This is a genomic window from Pseudomonas sp. UYIF39 (genome assembly GCF_029963765.1).
Taxonomy (GTDB): domain Bacteria; phylum Pseudomonadota; class Gammaproteobacteria; order Pseudomonadales; family Pseudomonadaceae; genus Aquipseudomonas.
Map to the genome: position 1 here is coordinate 39,116 of NZ_JALBYU010000033.1, position 18,962 is coordinate 58,077.

The following is an 18,962-nucleotide window of genomic DNA, read 5'->3' on the forward strand; positions in this document are numbered from 1 at the left end:
TCGTCTCCCGGCGGTTTAGGGCGGGAGTCTGCCATGAGTTTTGAAGCCTTCGGTCAGCCGCTGCTGACTTTCCCCGACGCAGAAAAAAGTCCCCTGAGCATTCGCGCCAAGGCGCTGGTGTTTGTCGATCCGCGCTCCCGTCAGTTACGCCAGGAGCTGGAGCTATTGGCGCCGCGTTCGATCTCGGTGCTGATCCGTGGCGAAACCGGCAGCGGCAAGGAGTTGCTCGCGCGGCACATCCATCGCGCGAGTGATCGTGGCGGGTTGTTCGTCTCGGTCAATTGCGGCGCGATCAGTCCGACCTACGCTGACGCTGAATTGTTCGGTTATGCCGCTGGCAGTTACAGCGGTTCGGCCAGCAGTCGCGCCGGCTGGTTCGGTTCTGCCAACGGCGGGACGCTCTATCTGGATGAGATCGGCGACTTGCCGCTACCGATCCAGATCAAATTGCTCGCGGCGCTGGAAAACCACGAAGTCACGCGGGTCGGCGCTCACCAACCAAGCCCGGTGGACGTGCGCCTGGTCGCCGCGACCAGTATCGACCTGGCCCAAGCGGTGGCCGCTGGAAAATTCAATGAGCGGCTCTACCACTACCTCAGCGAAGGCCAGCTCGAACTCCCAGCCTTGCGTGAACGGGTGGGCGATATTTTGTCGCTGTCGGAATATTTCCTCGGCATCTACAGCCAGCGCCTGGACCTGCCAGTGCCGCTGATCAGCGAAGCCGCGCAGCATTTGTTAGAGCAACACAGTTGGCCGGGCAACACCCGGGAGCTGGAAAACGTCATTCACTTTGCGTTGTTGGTCAGCACCGGCGATGAGATTTTGCCGGAGCATTTGAATCTGCCCGAGGCGCCGCCGTCATTGGTGCAGATCGAGCAACAAGCTGCTCAGCTGATTAAAAACGGCACGGCTGCCGAGCGATCTGCACTCAAGAAATTGCTCGAAAGCCTGACGCAGACGCTATAGCGATCTGTATGAACAAAATGGAATATGAAAGTGAATAAAAGATATTGTTCGGGAATAAAAAATCCCGGTATCGTCCGCGTCACGCCAGCGATAGCACTTCATTAGCACTTACAAAAACCACTCGTAATAAACAAGCCGTCGTCGATCACGACCGCGATTTTCGATAAGGACACTGCATGAAAAAGGTTCTGTTGTTCACCGCATTAGCGGCTGCCCTGACCGCGGGCCTGGCCCAGGCTGGCGAGAAACTGGTGGTTGCGGCGACCCCGGTCCCACACGCCGAGATTCTGGAACTGATCAAGCCCACCCTCGCCAAAGAAGGTGTGGACCTGGAAATCAAAGTCTTCACCGACTACGTTCAGCCGAACGTGCAGGTTGACCAGAAGCGTCTGGACGCCAACTACTTCCAGACCCTGCCGTACCTGAAAAGCTTCAATGAAGGCAAAGGCACTAACCTTGTGACCGTGATCGGCGTACACGTCGAACCGTTCGGCGGCTACTCGAAGAAAGTCAAAACCCTGGCTGAGCTGAAAGACGGCGCAACCATCGCAATCCCGAACGAAGGCAGCAACAGCGGCCGTGCCTTGATCCTGTTGCAGAAGGCTGGCCTGATCGAGTTGAAAGACCCGAAAAACGCTCTGGCCACCCCGAAAGACATCGCCAAGAACCCGCACAACTTCAAGTTCAAGGAACTGGAATCGGCCATGCTGCCGCGTGTTCTGGACCAGGTCGACTTGGACATGATCAACACCAACTACGCGCTGGAAGCAGGCCTGAACCCCGCTAAAGACGCGCTGGTGATCGAAGGTGCAGATTCGCCTTACGTGAACTTCCTGGTGGCTCGCCCGGACAACAAGGACAGCGTAGCCATCCAGAAACTGGCCAAAGCGTTGACCAGCCCGGAAGTGAAAGCATTCATCGAGAAGAAGTACAGCGGCGCGGTATTGCCGGCGTTCTGATTCGACGCAGTATTAAACCCTTCAAGGTTTCAAACGCCGACGGCTGATATAGCGTCGGCGTTTTTTATTGCGCCAAGATCTTTTGCTTTAAAGTTTCAGGCCCCCTGCGCCTTCAACGCCCTGCGCAACGCCACCAGCAACTTCACGATGTCCTGCGGATCCAACCGCTGTGGCACTTTTACGTCAGCCATTTTTCTCTTCCTTGTGATGGTTCGGCCGGGGGAGTCTGGCCAAAAGTTGTGCATCCTTGGAGGGGTATTCTGAAAAAAAGATCCTTCCTACAGCGCAAAGAAAAATAGTCGTCTTCCACAACCACAGCAAATTCAGAAGATGGTTTTTTGCGTGATATCAATATGCTTTAACGGTATTTAAATTCTTCTTTTTATACCTTTAAAGTCGATGCCAGCCGGGTAGTTAGTCAGGCCAATACCAGGCAGGCTCATCCAGCATCCGCTGCCCGACAATCCCGGTCTGGCCCAGGTTCTTCTCCAGCACAATGCAATTGCATTCCGGATCCTCCTGCAACGCCGAGATCAACCGCCGCGCATGGGACACCACCCACACCTGACACTGCTCGGACGCGCGAATAATCAACCGCGCCAACGCTGGCAACAGGTCGGGATGCAAACTGGTTTCCGGCTCGTTCAACACCATCAGCGTCGGCGGCCGAGGCGTCAGCAGCGCCGCGACCAGCAGCAAATAGCGCAACGTTCCGTCCGACAGCTCGGCTGCCGACAAGGGCCGCAACAAGCCTTCCTGGTAAAACTCGATGGCAAAGCGTCCACCGGGCAGCGATTCGATGTTCAGCCTCGCGCCGGGGAAGGCGTCGCTGATGGCCGCCCGCAGCGCCTCGGGGTCGCCGATTTCGATGATGGTTTGCAGGGCTGCCGCCAGGTCGCGACCGTCGTGGTGCAGCACTGGCGTGCGGGTGCCGAGTTGCGGTTGGCGCACGGGGGCATCGGTGTCACTGCGAAAGTGATCGTAGAAGCGCCAGCGACGGATGAACTCGCGCATTTCCAGAACCTCCGGCGAAGCACGCAAGCTGCCGACCTGGTCGAACAGGCTGTCAAAAGTCGGTGTGTGCTGGGCCAGCACGTCCCAGCTGCGGTTGGCTCGGGCGCGGATCATAGGCCCGTCGCGATCCACCAGCAGGCTTGCCGGACGATAAAACGGCCCGGCCCAGACGCATTCGCGTTTGATTTGCGGGTCAAGGCTGAAACGTGACGGAATGGGTGAACTGTGCTCGGGTAGCATGAAGTGGCCGTTGGAGTCGGGTAGTCCGAGGCTGATCGAGTAGCTGAAATCTTCCCCGGCAAACCCCAGGCGCAGGCGTTTGGCGCCGTGCCGAACGGTCGCCTCGATCGGGACTTCGCCATTACGCATCCGCCGGCTGATGTTTTCTGGCCCGGCCCAGAAGGTCGAATCCAGCCCACCCTCACGGGCCAAGGCATTGACCACGCCGCCCTGAGCGGTTTCCGCCAGCAGGCGCAACGCGCGATAGAGGTTGGATTTGCCGCTGCCGTTGGGACCGGTGATCAGGTTCAACCGGCCCAGCGGAATCACCAATTTATTGATCGAGCGGTAATTGGCCACTGCGAGGGTTTTGAGCATGGGAAGCTTCCTGCTGCATGGCTCGCCAGTTTGCCTTATTGTCAGAAACACTGTGCCCCTGTAGCAGCTGGCGAAGCCTGCTGCTACAAGGATCGCGGCGTGATCGCTTTATTTGAAGCCGTGAGGCGCACCCTTGGAACCCTGTTCTAAGCTCACAGTCGTATCGCCATTGGCACGTTCGTGCAACGCAAAGGAGTCTGCATGGTGGGTCCCGGATTGAAAACAGTGGTTGGCCTGAGCCTCCTTGTCCTGCTGAGCGGATGTGGCGATAAAAAACCGGTCGAAAAGGACCGTCCGCGGGTATTCGTGCAAGAGGTAAAACCTGCGGATTACGCGGCGACGGTGACCCTGACCGGTGATGTTCAGGCGCGGGTCCAGACTGACCTGTCGTTCCGAGTTGCCGGCAAGATCATCCAGCGTACAGTCGATGTCGGTGATCGGGTTTCGGCCAAACAAGTGCTGGCCAAGCTCGATCCAAAGGACCTGCAAACCAGCGTCGACTCGGCCCAGGCGCAGGTTGTTGCCGAACAGGCCCGGGTCAAACAGACCGCCGCCGCATTCGTTCGCCAGCAAAAACTCCTGCCCAAGGGCTACACCAGCCAGAGCGAGTTCGATTCCGCCCAGGCCGCATTGCGCAGCAGCCAAAGCGCCCTGACGGCTGCCCAGGCGCAGCTGGCCAACGCCCGTGAACAACTGGGCTACACCGCGTTGATCGCGGAGGCGCCGGGGGTGATTACGGCGCGTCAGGCCGAAGTCGGTCAAGTGGTGCAGGCGACGGTGCCGATTTTCAGCCTGGCCCGGGACGGTGAGCGCGACGCCGTGTTCAACGTCTACGAATCGCTGCTGAAAGAGCCACCAGAGGATAAAACGGTGGTCGTCAGCCTGCTCGACAACCCCGCGATCAAAACCACCGGCACCGTTCGGGAAATCACCCCGGCCGTCTCCGCTCAGACTGGCACGGTGCAGGTCAAAGTCACTCTCAGCGGACTACCGGAAGGCATGCAGCTCGGTTCGGTGGTGAGTGCCACGGCCAAGACACCGGGCAAATCGGCGGTCGAACTGCCCTGGTCGGCACTGACGAAAAATCTCAGCGACCCGGCCGTGTGGCTGGTGGACGGCGAGGGCAAGGCACAGCTGCACACCGTCACGGTCGGCCGCTACCTGACGGGCAAAGTGATCATCAGCGACGGCCTGAAAGGTGGCGAAAAAGTGGTCATCGCCGGCGGCCAGTTGCTGCACCCCGGCGTGAAGGTGGAAATCGCCGAGAACACCTATAAGGATTTAGCCGCGGGAGCCCAGCCATGAAGCGTCTGTTACTGGTTTGCGCCGGAATGCTGCTGGTGGCCTGCTCGAAAAAAGAACCGCCACCGGAGCCTGTGCGTCCGGTGCTTTCGGTCAAGGTGCAGGCGCTGGACGAAGAAAATTTGGGCCGCTTCGCCGGCAGCATCCAGGCCCGTTATGAAAGTAATGTCGGCTTTCGAGTGCCGGGGCGTATCGCCAGCCGTAACGTCGATGTCGGTGCCGAAGTTGATAAAGGTGCGTTGCTCGCCACGCTCGACCCCACCGATCAGCAGAACCAGTTGCGCTCCGCTCAGGGTAATCTGGCCAGCGTCCAGGCGCAGCTCATCAACGCCCAGGCCAACGCCCGGCGTCAGCAAGAGTTGTTCGATCGTGGCGTGGGTGCCCAGGCGCAACTCGACGTCGCACAGACCGACCTCAAAACCACCCAGGCCACCCTCGATCAAGCGAAGGCTGCGGTCGATCAGGCCAAGGACCAGCTCAACTACGTCGAACTGCGCGCCGATCACAAAGCCGTGGTCACCGCATGGAACGCCGAAGCCGGGCAAGTCGTCAGCGCCGGCCAGCAAGTGGTGACCCTGGCGCAGCCGGACATCAAGGAAGCCGTAATCGATCTGCCGGATACTTTGGTCGACCAGTTACCGCAAGACGTGGTGTTTCAGGTGGCCGTCCAGCTCGACCCGAGCATCACCACCACTGCCATCGTTCGCGAAATCGAACCCCAGGCGCAAAGCGCGACCCGCACCCGTCGCGCCCGCCTGACACTGACCGACACGCCAGCGGGTTTTCGCCTGGGCACGGCGATCAGCGTGACCCTCAGCTCCGCGGTCAAACCGCGTATCGAACTGCCCCTGACCGCGCTCCAGGAGGTCGATGGCAAATCGCGCATCTGGGTCATCGACCCGCAGACCCAGACCGTTTCCCCGCGAGACGTCAGCCTGGTCAGCCGCACTGACTCAACGATGGTCCTGGCCAACGGCGTGAAGTCTGGCGAGCGGGTGGTCAGTGCCGGCGTGAATAGCCTGAAACCGGGGCAGAAAGTAAAAATCGATGAGGACAGCCCGCAATGAAAGGGAGTTTCAACTTATCCGAATGGGCCCTCAAGCATCAGTCGTTTGTCTGGTATTTGATGTTCGTCGCGCTGCTGATGGGCGTGTTCTCGTACCTGAACCTGGGTCGCGAGGAAGACCCGTCGTTCACCATCAAAACCATGGTGATCCAGACTCGCTGGCCGGGCGCGACCCAGGAGGAAACCCTCAAGCAGGTCACTGACCGGATCGAGAAAAAACTCGAAGAGCTCGACTCGCTCGACTACGTGAAAAGCTACACCCGCCCCGGCGAGTCGACGGTCTTCGTAAACTTGCGTGATACCACCAGCGCCAAGGACATTCCGGAAATCTGGTACCAGGTGCGCAAGAAGATCAACGACATTCGCGGCGACTTCCCCCGAGGCCTGCAAGGGCCGGGGTTCAACGATGAGTTCGGTGACGTGTTCGGCTCGGTGTACGCCTTTACCGCCGATGGTTTGTCGATGCGCCAATTGCGCGATTACGTCGAGCAAGTCCGCGCCGAGATCCGCGAAGTGCCGGGGCTGGGCAAGGTCGAGATGGTCGGCGAGCAGGATGAAGTCCTCTACCTGAACTTCTCCACCCGCAAACTGGCGGCGCTGGGCATCGATCAGCGTCAGGTAGTGCAGAGCCTGCAATCGCAAAACGCGGTGACCCCGGCCGGTGTGATCGAGGCCGGTCCCGAGCGGATTTCCGTGCGCACGTCCGGGCAGTTTGCCTCCGAGAAGGACCTGGAAAACGTCAACCTGCGCCTCAACGATCGTTTCTACCGCCTGGCCGATGTTGCCGACATCAGCCGTGGCTACGTCGACCCGGCGACACCGGAATTCCGCTTTAACGGCCACCCCGCTATCGGCCTCGCCATTGCGATGAAGAAGGGCGGCAACATTCAGGTGTTCGGCAAGGCGTTGCACCAGCGCATGACCGACCTGACCGCCGATCTGCCGGTGGGCGTCGGTGTGCACAACGTTTCCGACCAGGCCGAAGTGGTGGAAAAAGCCGTCGGCGGCTTTACCAGCGCACTGTTCGAAGCAGTGGTGATCGTGCTGATCGTCAGCTTCATCAGCCTCGGCGTACGCGCCGGTCTGGTGGTGGCGTGCTCGATTCCGCTGGTGCTGGCGATGGTCTTTGTCTTCATGGAATACAGCGGTATCACCATGCAGCGGATTTCCCTCGGCGCGCTGATCATTGCGCTCGGGCTGCTGGTGGATGACGCGATGATCACCGTCGAGATGATGGTCACGCGCCTGGAAATGGGCGAGACCAAGGAGCAAGCGGCCACGTTCGCTTACACCTCGACTGCGTTCCCGATGCTCACCGGTACGTTGGTGACGGTGGCTGGTTTCGTGCCCATCGGCCTGAACGCCAGCTCGGCCGGCGAGTACACCTTCACGCTGTTCGCGGTAATCGCGGTGGCCATGATCGTGTCGTGGATTGTCGCGGTGCTGTTCGCCCCGGTGATCGGCGTGCACATCCTCAGCGCCAACGTGAAACCTCACGACGCAGAACCGGGGCGCATCGGTCGGACGTTCAATTACGGCTTGCTTTGGGCCATGCGCAATCGCTGGTGGGCGATCGGCATCACCATTGCACTGTTTGTGGCGTCGGTGTTTTCCATGCAGTTCGTGCAGAACCAGTTCTTCCCGTCCTCGGACCGCCCGGAAATTCTCGTCGACCTGAACCTGCCGCAAAACGCTTCAATCGCCGAAACCCGCAAGGCGGTAGACAAGCTCGAAGCGACCCTCAAGGGCGACCCGGACATCGTGCGCTGGAGCACCTACATCGGCGAAGGGGCGATCCGTTTCTACCTGCCCCTCGACCAGCAATTGCAGAACCCGTACTACGCGCAACTGGTGATCGTCAGCAAAGGGCTGGAATCGCGTAACGCGCTTAGCCAACGCTTGCGCGAGCGACTGCGTAAGGATTTTGTCGGTATCGGCAGCTACGTCCAGGCGCTGGAAATGGGCCCGCCGGTAGGGCGGCCGATTCAGTACCGGGTCAGCGGCAAGGACATCGATCAGGTGCGCAAACACGCCATCGCCCTGGCCACCGAACTGGATAAGAACTCGCACATCGGCGAGATCATTTACGACTGGAACGAACCGGGCAAAGTCCTGCGCATCGACATCGCTCAGGACAAGGCGCGGCAATTGGGACTGTCGTCGGAAGACGTCGCCAATCTGATGAACAGCATCGTGGTCGGTGCGCCGGTGACTCAGGTCGATGACGATATCTACCTGATTAACGTGGTGGGTCGTGCGGAAGACGCCGAGCGCGGCACCCCGGAAACCCTGCAGAATTTGCAGATCGTCACGCCGGGCGGCACGTCGATTCCGCTGCTGGCGTTCGCCACCGTGCGCTATGAACTTGAGCAGCCGCTGGTCTGGCGCCGCGACCGCAATCCGACCATCACCATCAAGGCGGCGGTGCGCGATGAGATTCAGCCGACCGACCTGGTGAAACAACTCCAACCCGACATCGATAAATTCGCCGCCAGTTTGCCGGTGGGCTACAAGGTCGCCACTGGCGGTACGGTGGAGGAAAGCGGCAAGGCCCAGGGGCCGATCGCCAAGGTCGTGCCGTTGATGCTGTTTTTGATGGCGACCTTCCTGATGATCCAGTTGCACAGCGTGCAGAAGCTGTTCCTGGTGGCCAGCGTCGCGCCACTCGGGCTGATCGGCGTGGTGCTGGCGCTGATCCCGACGGGCACGCCGATGGGCTTCGTGGCTATCCTCGGGATTCTCGCGCTGATCGGCATCATCATCCGCAACTCGGTGATTCTGGTGACGCAGATCGATGCCCTGGAGAAGGACGGTCATGCACCGTGGGATGCCGTGGTGCAAGCCACGGAGCATCGTCGCCGACCGATTCTGCTGACGGCTGCGGCGGCGAGCCTGGGCATGATTCCGATCGCCCGGGAAGTGTTCTGGGGGCCGATGGCCTACGCGATGATTGGCGGGATTATTATTGCGACGTTGCTGACGCTGCTGTTTTTGCCGGCGCTTTATGTGGCTTGGTACAAGATTCGCGAACCGAAGAAAGAAGCGCAGTAATTGATGCGTTGATCGTTCCCGAGTGACGCTTGGGAACGGTCCTACTTACATGGCCGGTGCGTTGCTGTACGGTCCCTTTCCAAATGGAGGAGGGACTTCGATGTCACCGATGACCTATGGTCTGCGCTATGTGCTGTTACTCGGCGCTCTGTTGTTTTCACCCCCGACGCTGGCCGGCGGTGTGCTGGAAAATTCGCTGTGGCGCGTCGAACTCGATCCCGCCACGCTGGCGATCCGCGTCATCCCCGCACAAAATTCGCCAGTGCAAGCCTCGTCGGGCGTTACTGGGTATAAGGTCAGCAACCTCAAGCAAAGCACCAATCGCATGGACTGGCAGTGGGATGGCGGCGCCTGGACGCTGAGCGCCGCCCTCGATCAGCGTGACCTGTCCCTGTCCATCACGGCCCGTGAACCCGGTGAGTTGAGCGTTCTAAAACAGCCCGGCAGTTCTATGGGCAAAGGGCTGATCTTGCCGCTGGCCGAGGGGCGTTACGTGCCTGCCGGAGATCCGCTGTGGCAAACCTTTCTGCTCGATCAGGGGGCGTTCAATACCACCCAAGACCTGAGTTTGCCGCTGTGGGGCGTTGATCACGGTGACTTCACACTGAACTGGCTTATGACCAACCCTTACAACAATCGCCTGATCTTCAGCGCCGAAAACAACAACACCCTTGCTCTGACTCTCCATCATCAATTCACCTCCCTTGAGCCCAATGCACCGCTAACTTTCAAGCTGTCGTTGGGTGATACCGATCTGTTGGCGGGTGCCAAGCGCTATCGGAAATGGTTGGTCGACAGCGGGCAATACGAAACCTTGAGCGACAAACTGCTGAAGATTCCCGAAGCCAAAAAGCTCCTGGGAGCCAGTCATGTTTATCTGTGGGGTAACGACCTGCTCGGACCGGACGATGTTCGAAGCTGGCCAGCCTTGCTGACAGGGTTGCGCGGTAACGGTGTGCTGGCCAGCGAGTTACGTACCAGTTTTGACGCTGAAAGCTCGCAGTTACTGGCCCGGGCTGAGCCACCGCTTGATCGTTACCAGCAAGTCACGTTGCTGCGCAGCCTCAATGCTGCGCTGAACAAAAAGGCACGCAGCGGCTGGCAGTCTGTCGTCGAACCGGACATGCAAAAACTGGCTGACGGCTACGGCGTGTTACGTGCAGAGCTGGCAGTGGCGTTCTCCGATGCTGTGACGGCAATACCGGAACGCTGGGGCAATACCTTGTCACCGACGACTATCGAACAACTGAAAGCTGCGGGTTTGTCGCGATTATGGTTAGGCCTTGGCGAGGGTTGGGAAGGTGGTCTCTGGCACCCTGAAACGGTGCGTCAAGGCGTTGCCGCAGGCTACCTGGTGGCGCCTTATGATTCCTATGAGACGGCACTGACCCTCACTGAAAACCCGGACTGGACCACCGCGCATCTGGGCTCCAGAGCCAATCAGGAATGTGCGATCGTGTTGGAAACCGGGACGTTTAAAAGCGGGTTTCAGCAATCGGGGCATTACACCGATCCGCGTTGTGTTCGGCCATTGCTTGAGGCGCGCATCAGGGCTGTACAAAGCAAGGCCGGGTTCAATAGCTGGTTTCTGGATGCCTACGCCACCGGCATGCTGTTCGACAGCTACCGTGTGGGAGCGACCATGACTCAGGTGCAAAATGCCGAGGGCAACATCGACGCCTCGCGCTGGGTCAACGAGACGTTGAAGCTACCGACCGGCTCCGAGGATGGCAACGCCACCACAGCCCAAGGTGTACTGTTTGCCCATGGGATGCAGACACCGGTGATCGGCTGGGGGGATTCGGATATGAGCAAGAATCCGAAGTCGCCCTATTACCTGGGCCGCTGGTTTCCTAATGAACAGCCGCAGGTTTTCTTCAAAACCGTGCCACTCAAGGAACCCTACCGCACGGTTCACTTTGCTCCGCAAACGCGCTTGCCGCTTTATCAGGCGGTGTTCCATGGCTCGGTGATCACCACCCATCATTGGCTGTTCGACAGCCTTAAGTTGAGCAATGTGCGCGCCGAGAATGAGCTGACTCAATTGCTCTACAACGTGCCGCCGCTGTATCACCTGAGTGCGGCGACGCTCAAGCAGCGGTTACCGGTGATTGCTCGTCAGGATGCTTTCTTCCGCCCGCTGCATGAGCGTCTGGCGACTCAGGCGATGACAGATTTCCGATGGCTGACTGAGGATCGTCAGGTACAGCAGACAACGTTCGCCGATGGCACGCGGCTGGTGGCCAATTTCGATGTGCGCGAGCGTGAAGTTGAAGGCAAACGGTTGGCCGGGCGAAGCATCACGGCGTTTGGCGTGGATGGATCAGTGGTGAGCTATCAGGTTGCTTCGTCGCGTTGAAGACCTTCGCGAGCAAGCTCGCTCCCACAGGGGAATGCGGTCAACTGTGGGAGCGGGCTTGGCCGCGAAGGCGTCGGCACTGACTACGCAGGCTTGCGCCAGACACTCGCCAACCAAGCCTGCTGCTCCCGCGGCAGTCCCGCTGGCCGGTAGTAATGCTCCAGCTCCACAAACCCCGCCGCCGTCAGCAATTGCTGCCACGTCTCAAGATCGTGGTACGCCCCATAACGCGGCCCATTCCACCCCTCCTGATTCTCGCCACGGGGATTGGAACTGAACAACACCCCGCCCGGCTTCAAAGCCCCGCGCAATTCCTTCAACACCCGAGGCAATTCCTGACGCGGAATATGAAACAACACCGCATTGGCGAAGATCCCGTCAAAGCGCTCAGCCGGCAAATCCAGCTTCAGAAAATCTTGCTGCCAGACCTCACAACCGCTGTCTTCGCGCGCCATTTGCGCAAACTTCTCCGAGCCATCAAGCCCGACAGCGGTATGGCCCATGCGCGTGAAGGTTTGCAAGTCACGCCCCGGCCCACAGCCAAAGTCGAGAATGTCGAACGGTGCCTCACCCTGAATATGTCGCAGCAGCGCATCAATGTTCTGGCTGACATCATGATCGCGAGTCCCTTCGCGAAAACTTTCAGCCACCGAGTTGTAATGGCCCAGGGTGGTGGAGGTGATCTGCTCGAGGTCGGTGGGGGTCTGTTTCATGGTGGGCTGCGCAGGCAATGTGAGTTCGCCGAATATACGCCATGAGGCAGAAGGCTGCTGCGCAGCCATCGTCGGAACGCCCAATGACTTGAGCCAGACTCAACGCTTGTTCAACCCCCGAGCCAACCGATCCCCGCCCAACTGAATCGCCGCCACCAACACCACCAGCAACACAATCACCGTCAACATGATCTGGCTATCAAACCGCTGATACCCGTACCGATAGGCGATATCGCCCAAGCCACCGGCACCAATAGCCCCCGCCATCGCCGACGAGTTGATCATCGTCACCAACGTAATCGTGAAGCCGCCGACAATCCCCGGCAGCGACTCGGGCAACAACACATGCCAAACGATATGCCAGCGCCGGCAACCCATCGCCTGCGCCGCTTCGATCAACCCGTGATCAACCTCACGCAAACTGACTTCGGCGATGCGCGCAAAGAACGGTGTGGCGGCGATGGTCAGCGGCACCACGGCCGCCCAAACGCCGTACGTGGTGCCGACGATCAGCCGGGTGAACGGAATCAGCGCCACCATCAGAATCAGAAACGGAATCGAGCGGAACAGGTTCACGAACGCGCCCAACGCACGGTTCAGCGCCGGCGCTTCATAGATGCCGCCCTTGGAACTGGTGACCAGAATCACCGCCAGCGGAATGCCCGCCAGCAGCGCGATCAATGACGACACACCGACCATCAGGAAGGTGTCGATGAAGCCTTGCAGCAAGCGATCAAACCACATAACCCAGCACCTCCACCTGTTGCGCCCAGTTGCAGGCGCGCTGACGCAATTCCTCTGCGCCGAGGGCCGAACCGGTCACCGCCAGCAGCAATTGCCCCAGCGCATGGCCCTGAATCCTTTCCACGCCACCTTGCAGCAAGCGCACACGGCCGCCGAGGGCGGCGAACAGTGCGGCCAGATCCGGTTCATCGCTGGCGCTGCCGGTGAACTGCAAACGCAACACAACAGCGGCGTCCGAGGACTGTGGATGTGCCTGTAAGCGGCTTTGCAATTCTTCCGGCAAACCGTGTTGCAACGGCGCCAGCAAGGTTTTGCTGACCTCGTGCTGGGGGTTGCCAAAGACTTCCCAGACCGGCCCTTGTTCGACGATTCGCCCGTGTTCCAGCACCACGACTCGGTCGCAGATATCGCGAATCACCGCCATCTCGTGGGTGATCAGCACGATGGTCAGGCCCAGGCGCTGATTGATCTCGCGCAGCAGGCCGAGAATTGATTGAGTGGTTTCCGGGTCCAGTGCCGAAGTGGCTTCGTCGCACAGCAGAATCGCTGGGTCATGCACCAGTGCCCGAGCGATGCCGACGCGCTGTTTCTGCCCGCCGGACAGCTGCGCCGGGTAGGCCTTGTGTTTCTCTTGCAGGCCCACCAGTTCCAGCAATTCGCGGACTTTCTGCTCGCGTTTTTCCTTCGGTACACCGGCGACTTTCAGCGGCAACTCGACGTTCTGCCAAACCGTCTTGGCCGACATCAGGTTGAAGTGCTGGAAGATCATGCCGATGCGCCGACGCAGCGTCACCAGGCGGTCTTCATCGAACTCGCCGATGTCGACCTGATCGATCAGCACGCGCCCCGTGCTCGGTTGTTCCAGACGGTTGATGGTGCGGATCAGCGACGACTTGCCGGCGCCGCTGCGGCCGATGATGCCGAACACTTCACCGCGCTGGATCGCCAGGTCGATGCCGTGCAGCGCAGCGACCGGACCTTGCTGGCCGTTGTAGGTTTTGCCCAGGCCGATGAAGCGCACGTGAGCGCGGTTGAGCGCGGGATGCAGTTCGGTTTTTTCGACTTTGTGGGGCTCTGGAGTTTCCAGTCGCAGTTGGGTGGCTGCCGTCATCTTCAGCTTTCCCAGCCAGCTTGATAGAGCTTGCCATGGGCTTTATCCAGCGCGGCACGAACGGCTGGCGAATGCTGGTAGATGTCGACAAATTTGATCAGGCGCGGGTCGGTTTTGCTTTTTGGCTGAATCACGAACTGAATCACGTATTCCTTGTGATCGAGGCCGTCGAACAGCAAGGCAGAGCCGGCATCGAAGGTCTTCGACAAGCGGATGTAGGCCGGATAACCCTGGACCAGATCGGCGTCGTCGTAGGCGCGTACCAGTTGCACGGCTTCGACCTGCAGGATTTTGATTTTTTTCGGATTGGCAATGATGTCTTCTTCTGTGGCCTTGTAACCAACGCCCGGTTTAAGCGTGATCAGCCCAGCCTTGGCCAGCAGTTGCAAACCGCGCCCGCTGTTGATCGGGTCGTTGGCGACCGCCACGCTGGCGCCTTCCGGCAACTCGTCGAAGCTTTTGTATTTTTTCGAGTAGAGGCCGACGTTGTTGATGATCCCCGGTGCGAACGGCACCAGGTCAAAACCGGCGGCGGCCTTGGCGTTTTCCAGGAACGGGACGTGCTGGAAGTAGTTCACGTCGATGTCACCGGCGGCGAGGCTGACGTTGGGGGCGATCCAGTCGCTGAACTCCACCAGGTCGACTTGCAGGCCTTGTTTCTTGGCTTCTTCGACGGCAGCTTCCAGGGGAATGGCGAAGGCGGCGGTGGTGCCGACCTTCAGCGGCGCGTCGGCTGCGAAGGTGATGGAGCTGAAAAGGCCGAGGGCCAGGGCCAGTGCTTTGACTGGGTGGTTCAGGAGTTTCTTGGTCATGGTGGTTATTCCAGTCAGTGCATAGTTGTGTGGTGTTTGGTCGGGCCTCATCGTCGGAACGCCGCCCGGAACAAGCTCGCTCCCACAGGGGGTTTGTGAACACCCGAGATCCACTGTGGGAGCGAGCTTGCTCGCGATGCTTTTAGCGTCGAAACGCGGATCCGGTGTGCTGTTCGGGCAAAAGCGCCTCGCCGTGAAACAGCTTTTCCCGCAGGCTGCCGCTGTCGTAAGCGGTCTTGTACGACCCGCGTCGTTGCAACTCCGGGATCACCCAATCGATGAAATCCACATAGCTTTCCGGCGTGACTATTCGCGTCAGGTTGAAGCCATCCAGCCCGGTTTCCGTGATCCACGATTCCAGCTCGTCGGCGACCTGCTCAGGCGACCCAACCACGGTGATGTAGCGGCCACCGAGGGCGTGTTGCTCGAGTAATTTGCGGCGAGTCCAGTCGTTGTTTTGCAGGTTTTTGGTGGCGGACTGGATCGCGTTGTTCTTCACGTACTGGATCGGTTCGTCGATTTCGTACTCGGAAAAATCGATCCCGGTGGAGGCCGAGAAATGCGCCACGCCGGCCTCGGCACTGGCGTAGCTCAAGTACTCGGCGTGCTTGGCCCAGGCCAGCTCTTCGGTGGCGCCGACAATCACGTTCAGCCCCATGAACACCTTGATGTCCTCGGGGTTGCGCCCGGCCTCGACGGCACTGGCGCGCACCTTGTCTACTTGAACCTTGGTCGACGGTTTGTTCTGGCCGCTGATGAACACGCACTCGGCATGTCGCCCGGCGAACAGCAAACCACGATCCGAACTGCCCGCCTGGAACAGCACCGGTGTGCGCTGCGGCGAGGGTTCGCAGAGGTGATAACCCTCGACCTGATAGAACTCGCCCTTGTGCTCGACCTTGTGCACTTTCTCGGGCTGCGCGTAGATCCGCTGCTGCGAATCGTTAAGCACCGCGCTGTTTTCCCAGCTGCCTTCCCAGAGTTTGTAGAGCACTTGCAGGTATTCATCGGCCTGGTCGTAACGACGGTCGTGTTCCACCTGTTCACTCAAACCCATGGCCTTGGCGGCGCTGTCGAGGTAGCCGGTGACGATGTTCCAGCCGACCCGGCCACGGCTCAGGTGATCGAGCGTGGACATGCGTCGGGCGAACAGATACGGCGGTTCGTACGTCAGGTTGGCGGTGAGGCCGAAGCCAAGGTTTTTTGTCACTGCGGCCATGGCCGAAACCAGCAGTAGCGGGTCATTGACCGGCAGCTGGATTGACTCTTTGAGCGGTACGTCTACCGAGTTTTGGTAGACGTCGTACACGCCGACGATGTCGGCGATGAACAGGCCGTCGAACAGCCCACGCTCCAGCAATTGCGCCAGTTCGGTCCAGTATTCAATCGTCTTGTACTGAGTAGAGTTGTCCCGTGGATGCGTCCACAGACCATGGTTGATGTGCCCGATGCAGTTCATGTTGAACGCGTTGAGCAGGATCTTTTTCTTGCTCATTTAGATGGTCCCCCGCAGTGGCGGGTTTTCATCGTTAAGGTAGTAATTGCCGACCGCGTGATACTTCCAGCGCACAGGGTCGTGCAACGTATGAACCCGAGCGTTGCGCCAGTGGCGATCCAGACCATGTTCGATCAGGGTTGCCTGACTGCCGGCCAGTTCAAACAGCGTGCTGCCAGCGGCGAGGGAAATCTCGGTGCTGATGGCGCGGGCTTCGGCGACGGCAATCGACGCGGCGGCGACGGTCTCGGCGTTGGTGTCGGCCTGAGCCTTGTCGAGGAATTCACCAGAGCGTTCCAGCAAGGCTTCGGCGGCATGCAGACGAATGCTCAAGTGGCCGAAGCTCTTGATGGTCAGCGGGTCCTCGGTGGCTTTGTCGTTGCCGGAATCGATCCACGGCCGGGTCTTGGTGCGCACGAAATGCAGCGCATCTTCATAGGCGGCGCGGGCGATACCGGTGTCGATAGCAGCATGAAGAATCTGCGCCAGCGGGCCGACGGTGGTCGGGCGTTCGAACGCACTTTGAAACGGGATCACGTCTTCGGCGGCGACGTAAACATCTTCAAACACCACCGAACCACTGCCGGTGGTGCGCTGGCCGAAGCCGCTCCAGTCGTCGATTACCGTCAGACCTTTACTGTTGCGCGGGACGAACGCCAGTTGCTGCACGCCGTGCTCATCCACCACCGACGTCGGAATGCGCTGGGCATAAATCGCGCCCGTGGCGTAAAACTTGCGGCCGTTGATGCGATAGCCGTCACGTTCTCCGTGCAGATCAGGGGTCAGGCTGGTGATGCGGTCGTGAGCGGTTTTGGTGCCCAGTTCCGCGAGGGCATTGCCGAAGCGTTGGCCGGCCAGTACTTCTGCATACAGGCGTTTTTTCTGCTCTTCGCTGCCATTCACCCGCAGCACTTCGAGCGCATAGAAATGGTTCTGCGGGATCTGGCCGAGGGAGCCGTCAGCCTGGGCGATCAGCGCGATCACCTTGGCCAGGGTGACGTTGGAAACCCCGGCGCCGCCGTATTCTTTTGGCACGCTGATGCCCCACAGCCCCGAGCGGGAAAACACGTCCAGTTCCGGGTGTGGCAAACGGCGTTCGCGGTCGCGCAGGGCGCTGTCGCGTTTGAAATCTTCGGCCAGGTCACTGGCGACGATCAGGGCTTGCTCATCGCTGGTTATGACCGCGACGTGGTGAGAAAAAGTCATGTGTTTCTCCAGAGATCTGGTCGTTAAATCCAGGAGTGGCGAGCGGGAAAAGTGCCGTTCAGGTGATACGTCCCGACAGCGTGATATTTCCAGCGTACGGGGTCGTGCAGTGTGTGCACGCGGGCGTTGCGCCAATGGCGGTCGAGGTTGAATTCGGCGAGGGTGGCGCGGCTGCCGGCCAGTTCGAAAAGCTTTTCGCTGGCCAGCAGCGAGATCTCGGTGGTCAGGACTTTGGCTTCGGCCACGGCAATCGAGGCGCGGGCGGCGGACTCGGCGGTGAGCGGCGCGGCGTTGACTTGATCGAGCACTTGCCCGGCCTTGCGCAGCAGCGCTTCGGCGGCGTGCAGTTCGATTTTCAGTTTGCCGATGTCGGCGATCACATAGAGGTCATCGCTGGCCCGTTCGACCTTGGCGTCGATCCAGGGCCGTGCACGGGTTTTCACGAACGCGATGGCGTCGTCGATGGCGCCCCGGGCGATGCCGGCGTCAATGGCTGCTTGAATAAGCTGCGACACGGCACCTTGAATGTTCGGGTTGTCATTGATCTTCCAGTTGTCCACCACCAGCTCGGCGTCGACCTGCACGTTGTTGAGCAAAATGGTGCCGCTGGCAGTGGTGCGTTGGCCGAAGCCCGACCAGTCATCCACGATGCGCAGGCCCGGTGTGCCGCGACGGACGAAGGCCAGAACCTGCTTGCCATCGTCGTTCAGCGCCTTGACGGCGACCCAATGGGCGAACAGCGCGCCGGTGGAATAGAACTTCTGCCCGTTGAGGACGAAGCCGTCGCCGCTGGCGGTGATTCGCGCCTTGAGTTCAAGGGTGTTTTTGGTGCCGCGCTCAGGTCCCGCGTTACCGATCCGCCAGCCTTCGAGCACGCTTTTGAACAGCTGTTTTTTCTGCGATTCAGTGGCGCTGCCGAGCACCAGGTTGAGAATGCCGAACTGGTTCTGCGGGATCTGCCCCAGTGCCGGGTCAGCCGCGGAAATGATCGCGAAGACTTCGGCCAAAGTGACGAACGAAACCTGCGGGCCACCGTACTCGTGCGTGATGGCAATGCTGCCCAGGCCGCTGCGGGTGAACTGTTCGATTTCCGACCACGGCAGCTTGCGCTGCTGGTCGCGTTTGGCTGCTTGCAGACGGGCGACGTGCGCCAGCTCATGGGCGGCCTTGATGGCTTGTGCGTCGTTGCGCAAGACCTGCGCGGGCAACAACAACGGGGCGATGTCCAGATCACTCTGGACGATTGCATCTGCCAGACTGGACATCAGTGCCGCTCCTTGGCTGCACGCAATGCCCTGGCGATCTGCACTGGGGTGATTGTGTTCCGGACCATACCTACCTCACATCTCATGGAAACGTCGCGATGGTTGCGACGAACGAAAACAAGAATGTCCGGTGGTCCGGTGCATATACCCTAAGCGTGTATAAAAAATTAATAAACTAACTTTTAGGAATATACATAGAAGGCGGTGCCACAGATTCATGTAGCAGCTGGCGAAGCCTGCGTTCGGCTGCGTAGCAGTCGTCAAAACCTGAGTTCGCGGTTTAACTGAATGACCGCAGTGTC

Annotated in this window: 14 protein-coding genes; 6 read left to right on the forward strand and 8 right to left on the reverse strand. The window is 59.8% G+C overall.

Annotated features, from left to right (window positions below; translation table 11 throughout):
* Positions 1-33: 33 nt before the first annotated feature.
* Positions 34-966: a sigma 54-interacting transcriptional regulator gene (locus tag MO767_RS28235; protein WP_282483188.1), complete on the forward strand. Its 933-nt coding sequence runs from the start codon at positions 34-36 to the stop codon at positions 964-966.
* Between the two features lie 176 nt (positions 967-1,142).
* Entirely contained in the window at positions 1,143-1,925 is a 783-nt protein-coding gene (locus MO767_RS28240; RefSeq protein WP_010464830.1) for a MetQ/NlpA family ABC transporter substrate-binding protein, read from the forward strand.
* A 414-nt stretch (positions 1,926-2,339) separates the two neighbouring features.
* Here the strand turns inward: MO767_RS28240 and MO767_RS28245 are convergent, their stop codons facing one another.
* Positions 2,340-3,536: an AAA family ATPase gene (locus MO767_RS28245; RefSeq protein WP_282483189.1), complete on the reverse strand. Its 1,197-nt coding sequence runs from the start codon at positions 3,534-3,536 to the stop codon at positions 2,340-2,342.
* Between the two features lie 201 nt (positions 3,537-3,737).
* Here MO767_RS28245 and MO767_RS28250 point away from each other — a divergent pair, with 201 nt between their 5' ends.
* The 4 genes from MO767_RS28250 (at position 3,738) to MO767_RS28265 (ending at position 11,314) form a co-directional block, all read left to right on the forward strand.
* Complete coding sequence (locus tag MO767_RS28250) at positions 3,738-4,841, forward strand: efflux RND transporter periplasmic adaptor subunit (protein ID WP_282483190.1); 1,104 nt, start codon at positions 3,738-3,740, stop codon at positions 4,839-4,841.
* Positions 4,838-5,905 carry an efflux RND transporter periplasmic adaptor subunit gene (locus tag MO767_RS28255; protein WP_282483191.1) on the forward strand — a complete coding sequence of 356 codons (1,068 nt, stop codon included), beginning with the start codon at positions 4,838-4,840 and terminating at the stop codon, positions 5,903-5,905. The genes MO767_RS28250 and MO767_RS28255 overlap by 4 nt, the downstream gene beginning before the upstream one ends.
* On the forward strand, positions 5,902-8,955 hold the full coding sequence (locus MO767_RS28260) for an efflux RND transporter permease subunit (protein ID WP_282483192.1): 3,054 nt from the start codon (positions 5,902-5,904) through the stop codon (positions 8,953-8,955). The genes MO767_RS28255 and MO767_RS28260 overlap by 4 nt, the downstream gene beginning before the upstream one ends.
* A gap of 109 nt (positions 8,956-9,064) precedes the next feature.
* Complete coding sequence (locus tag MO767_RS28265; RefSeq protein WP_282483200.1) at positions 9,065-11,314, forward strand: glycoside hydrolase; 2,250 nt, start codon at positions 9,065-9,067, stop codon at positions 11,312-11,314.
* A gap of 83 nt (positions 11,315-11,397) precedes the next feature.
* Here the strand turns inward: MO767_RS28265 and MO767_RS28270 are convergent, their stop codons facing one another.
* The 7 genes from MO767_RS28270 to MO767_RS28300 all read right to left on the reverse strand — a co-directional run bounded on the left by MO767_RS28270 (position 11,398) and on the right by MO767_RS28300 (position 18,660).
* Positions 11,398-12,027, reverse strand: a complete 630-nt coding sequence (locus tag MO767_RS28270) for a class I SAM-dependent methyltransferase (protein WP_282483193.1) — start codon at positions 12,025-12,027, stop codon at positions 11,398-11,400.
* Between the two features lie 99 nt (positions 12,028-12,126).
* Positions 12,127-12,771, reverse strand: coding sequence for a methionine ABC transporter permease (locus MO767_RS28275; RefSeq protein ID WP_129439456.1), 645 nt, complete (start codon positions 12,769-12,771; stop codon positions 12,127-12,129).
* Positions 12,761-13,882, reverse strand: a complete 1,122-nt coding sequence (locus MO767_RS28280; protein ID WP_282483194.1) for an ATP-binding cassette domain-containing protein — start codon at positions 13,880-13,882, stop codon at positions 12,761-12,763. The genes MO767_RS28275 and MO767_RS28280 overlap by 11 nt, the downstream gene beginning before the upstream one ends.
* A gap of 2 nt (positions 13,883-13,884) precedes the next feature.
* Positions 13,885-14,694: a MetQ/NlpA family ABC transporter substrate-binding protein gene (locus MO767_RS28285; protein WP_282483195.1), complete on the reverse strand. Its 810-nt coding sequence runs from the start codon at positions 14,692-14,694 to the stop codon at positions 13,885-13,887.
* 142 nt (positions 14,695-14,836) lie between these two features.
* Complete coding sequence (locus MO767_RS28290; protein ID WP_282483196.1) at positions 14,837-16,189, reverse strand: LLM class flavin-dependent oxidoreductase; 1,353 nt, start codon at positions 16,187-16,189, stop codon at positions 14,837-14,839.
* Positions 16,190-17,395 (reverse strand): SfnB family sulfur acquisition oxidoreductase, encoded by a 1,206-nt coding sequence (locus MO767_RS28295; RefSeq protein ID WP_282483197.1) that lies wholly within the window; start codon positions 17,393-17,395, stop codon positions 16,190-16,192.
* A gap of 23 nt (positions 17,396-17,418) precedes the next feature.
* Positions 17,419-18,660: an SfnB family sulfur acquisition oxidoreductase gene (locus MO767_RS28300; protein WP_282483198.1), complete on the reverse strand. Its 1,242-nt coding sequence runs from the start codon at positions 18,658-18,660 to the stop codon at positions 17,419-17,421.
* Between the last annotated feature and the right edge of the window lie 302 nt (positions 18,661-18,962).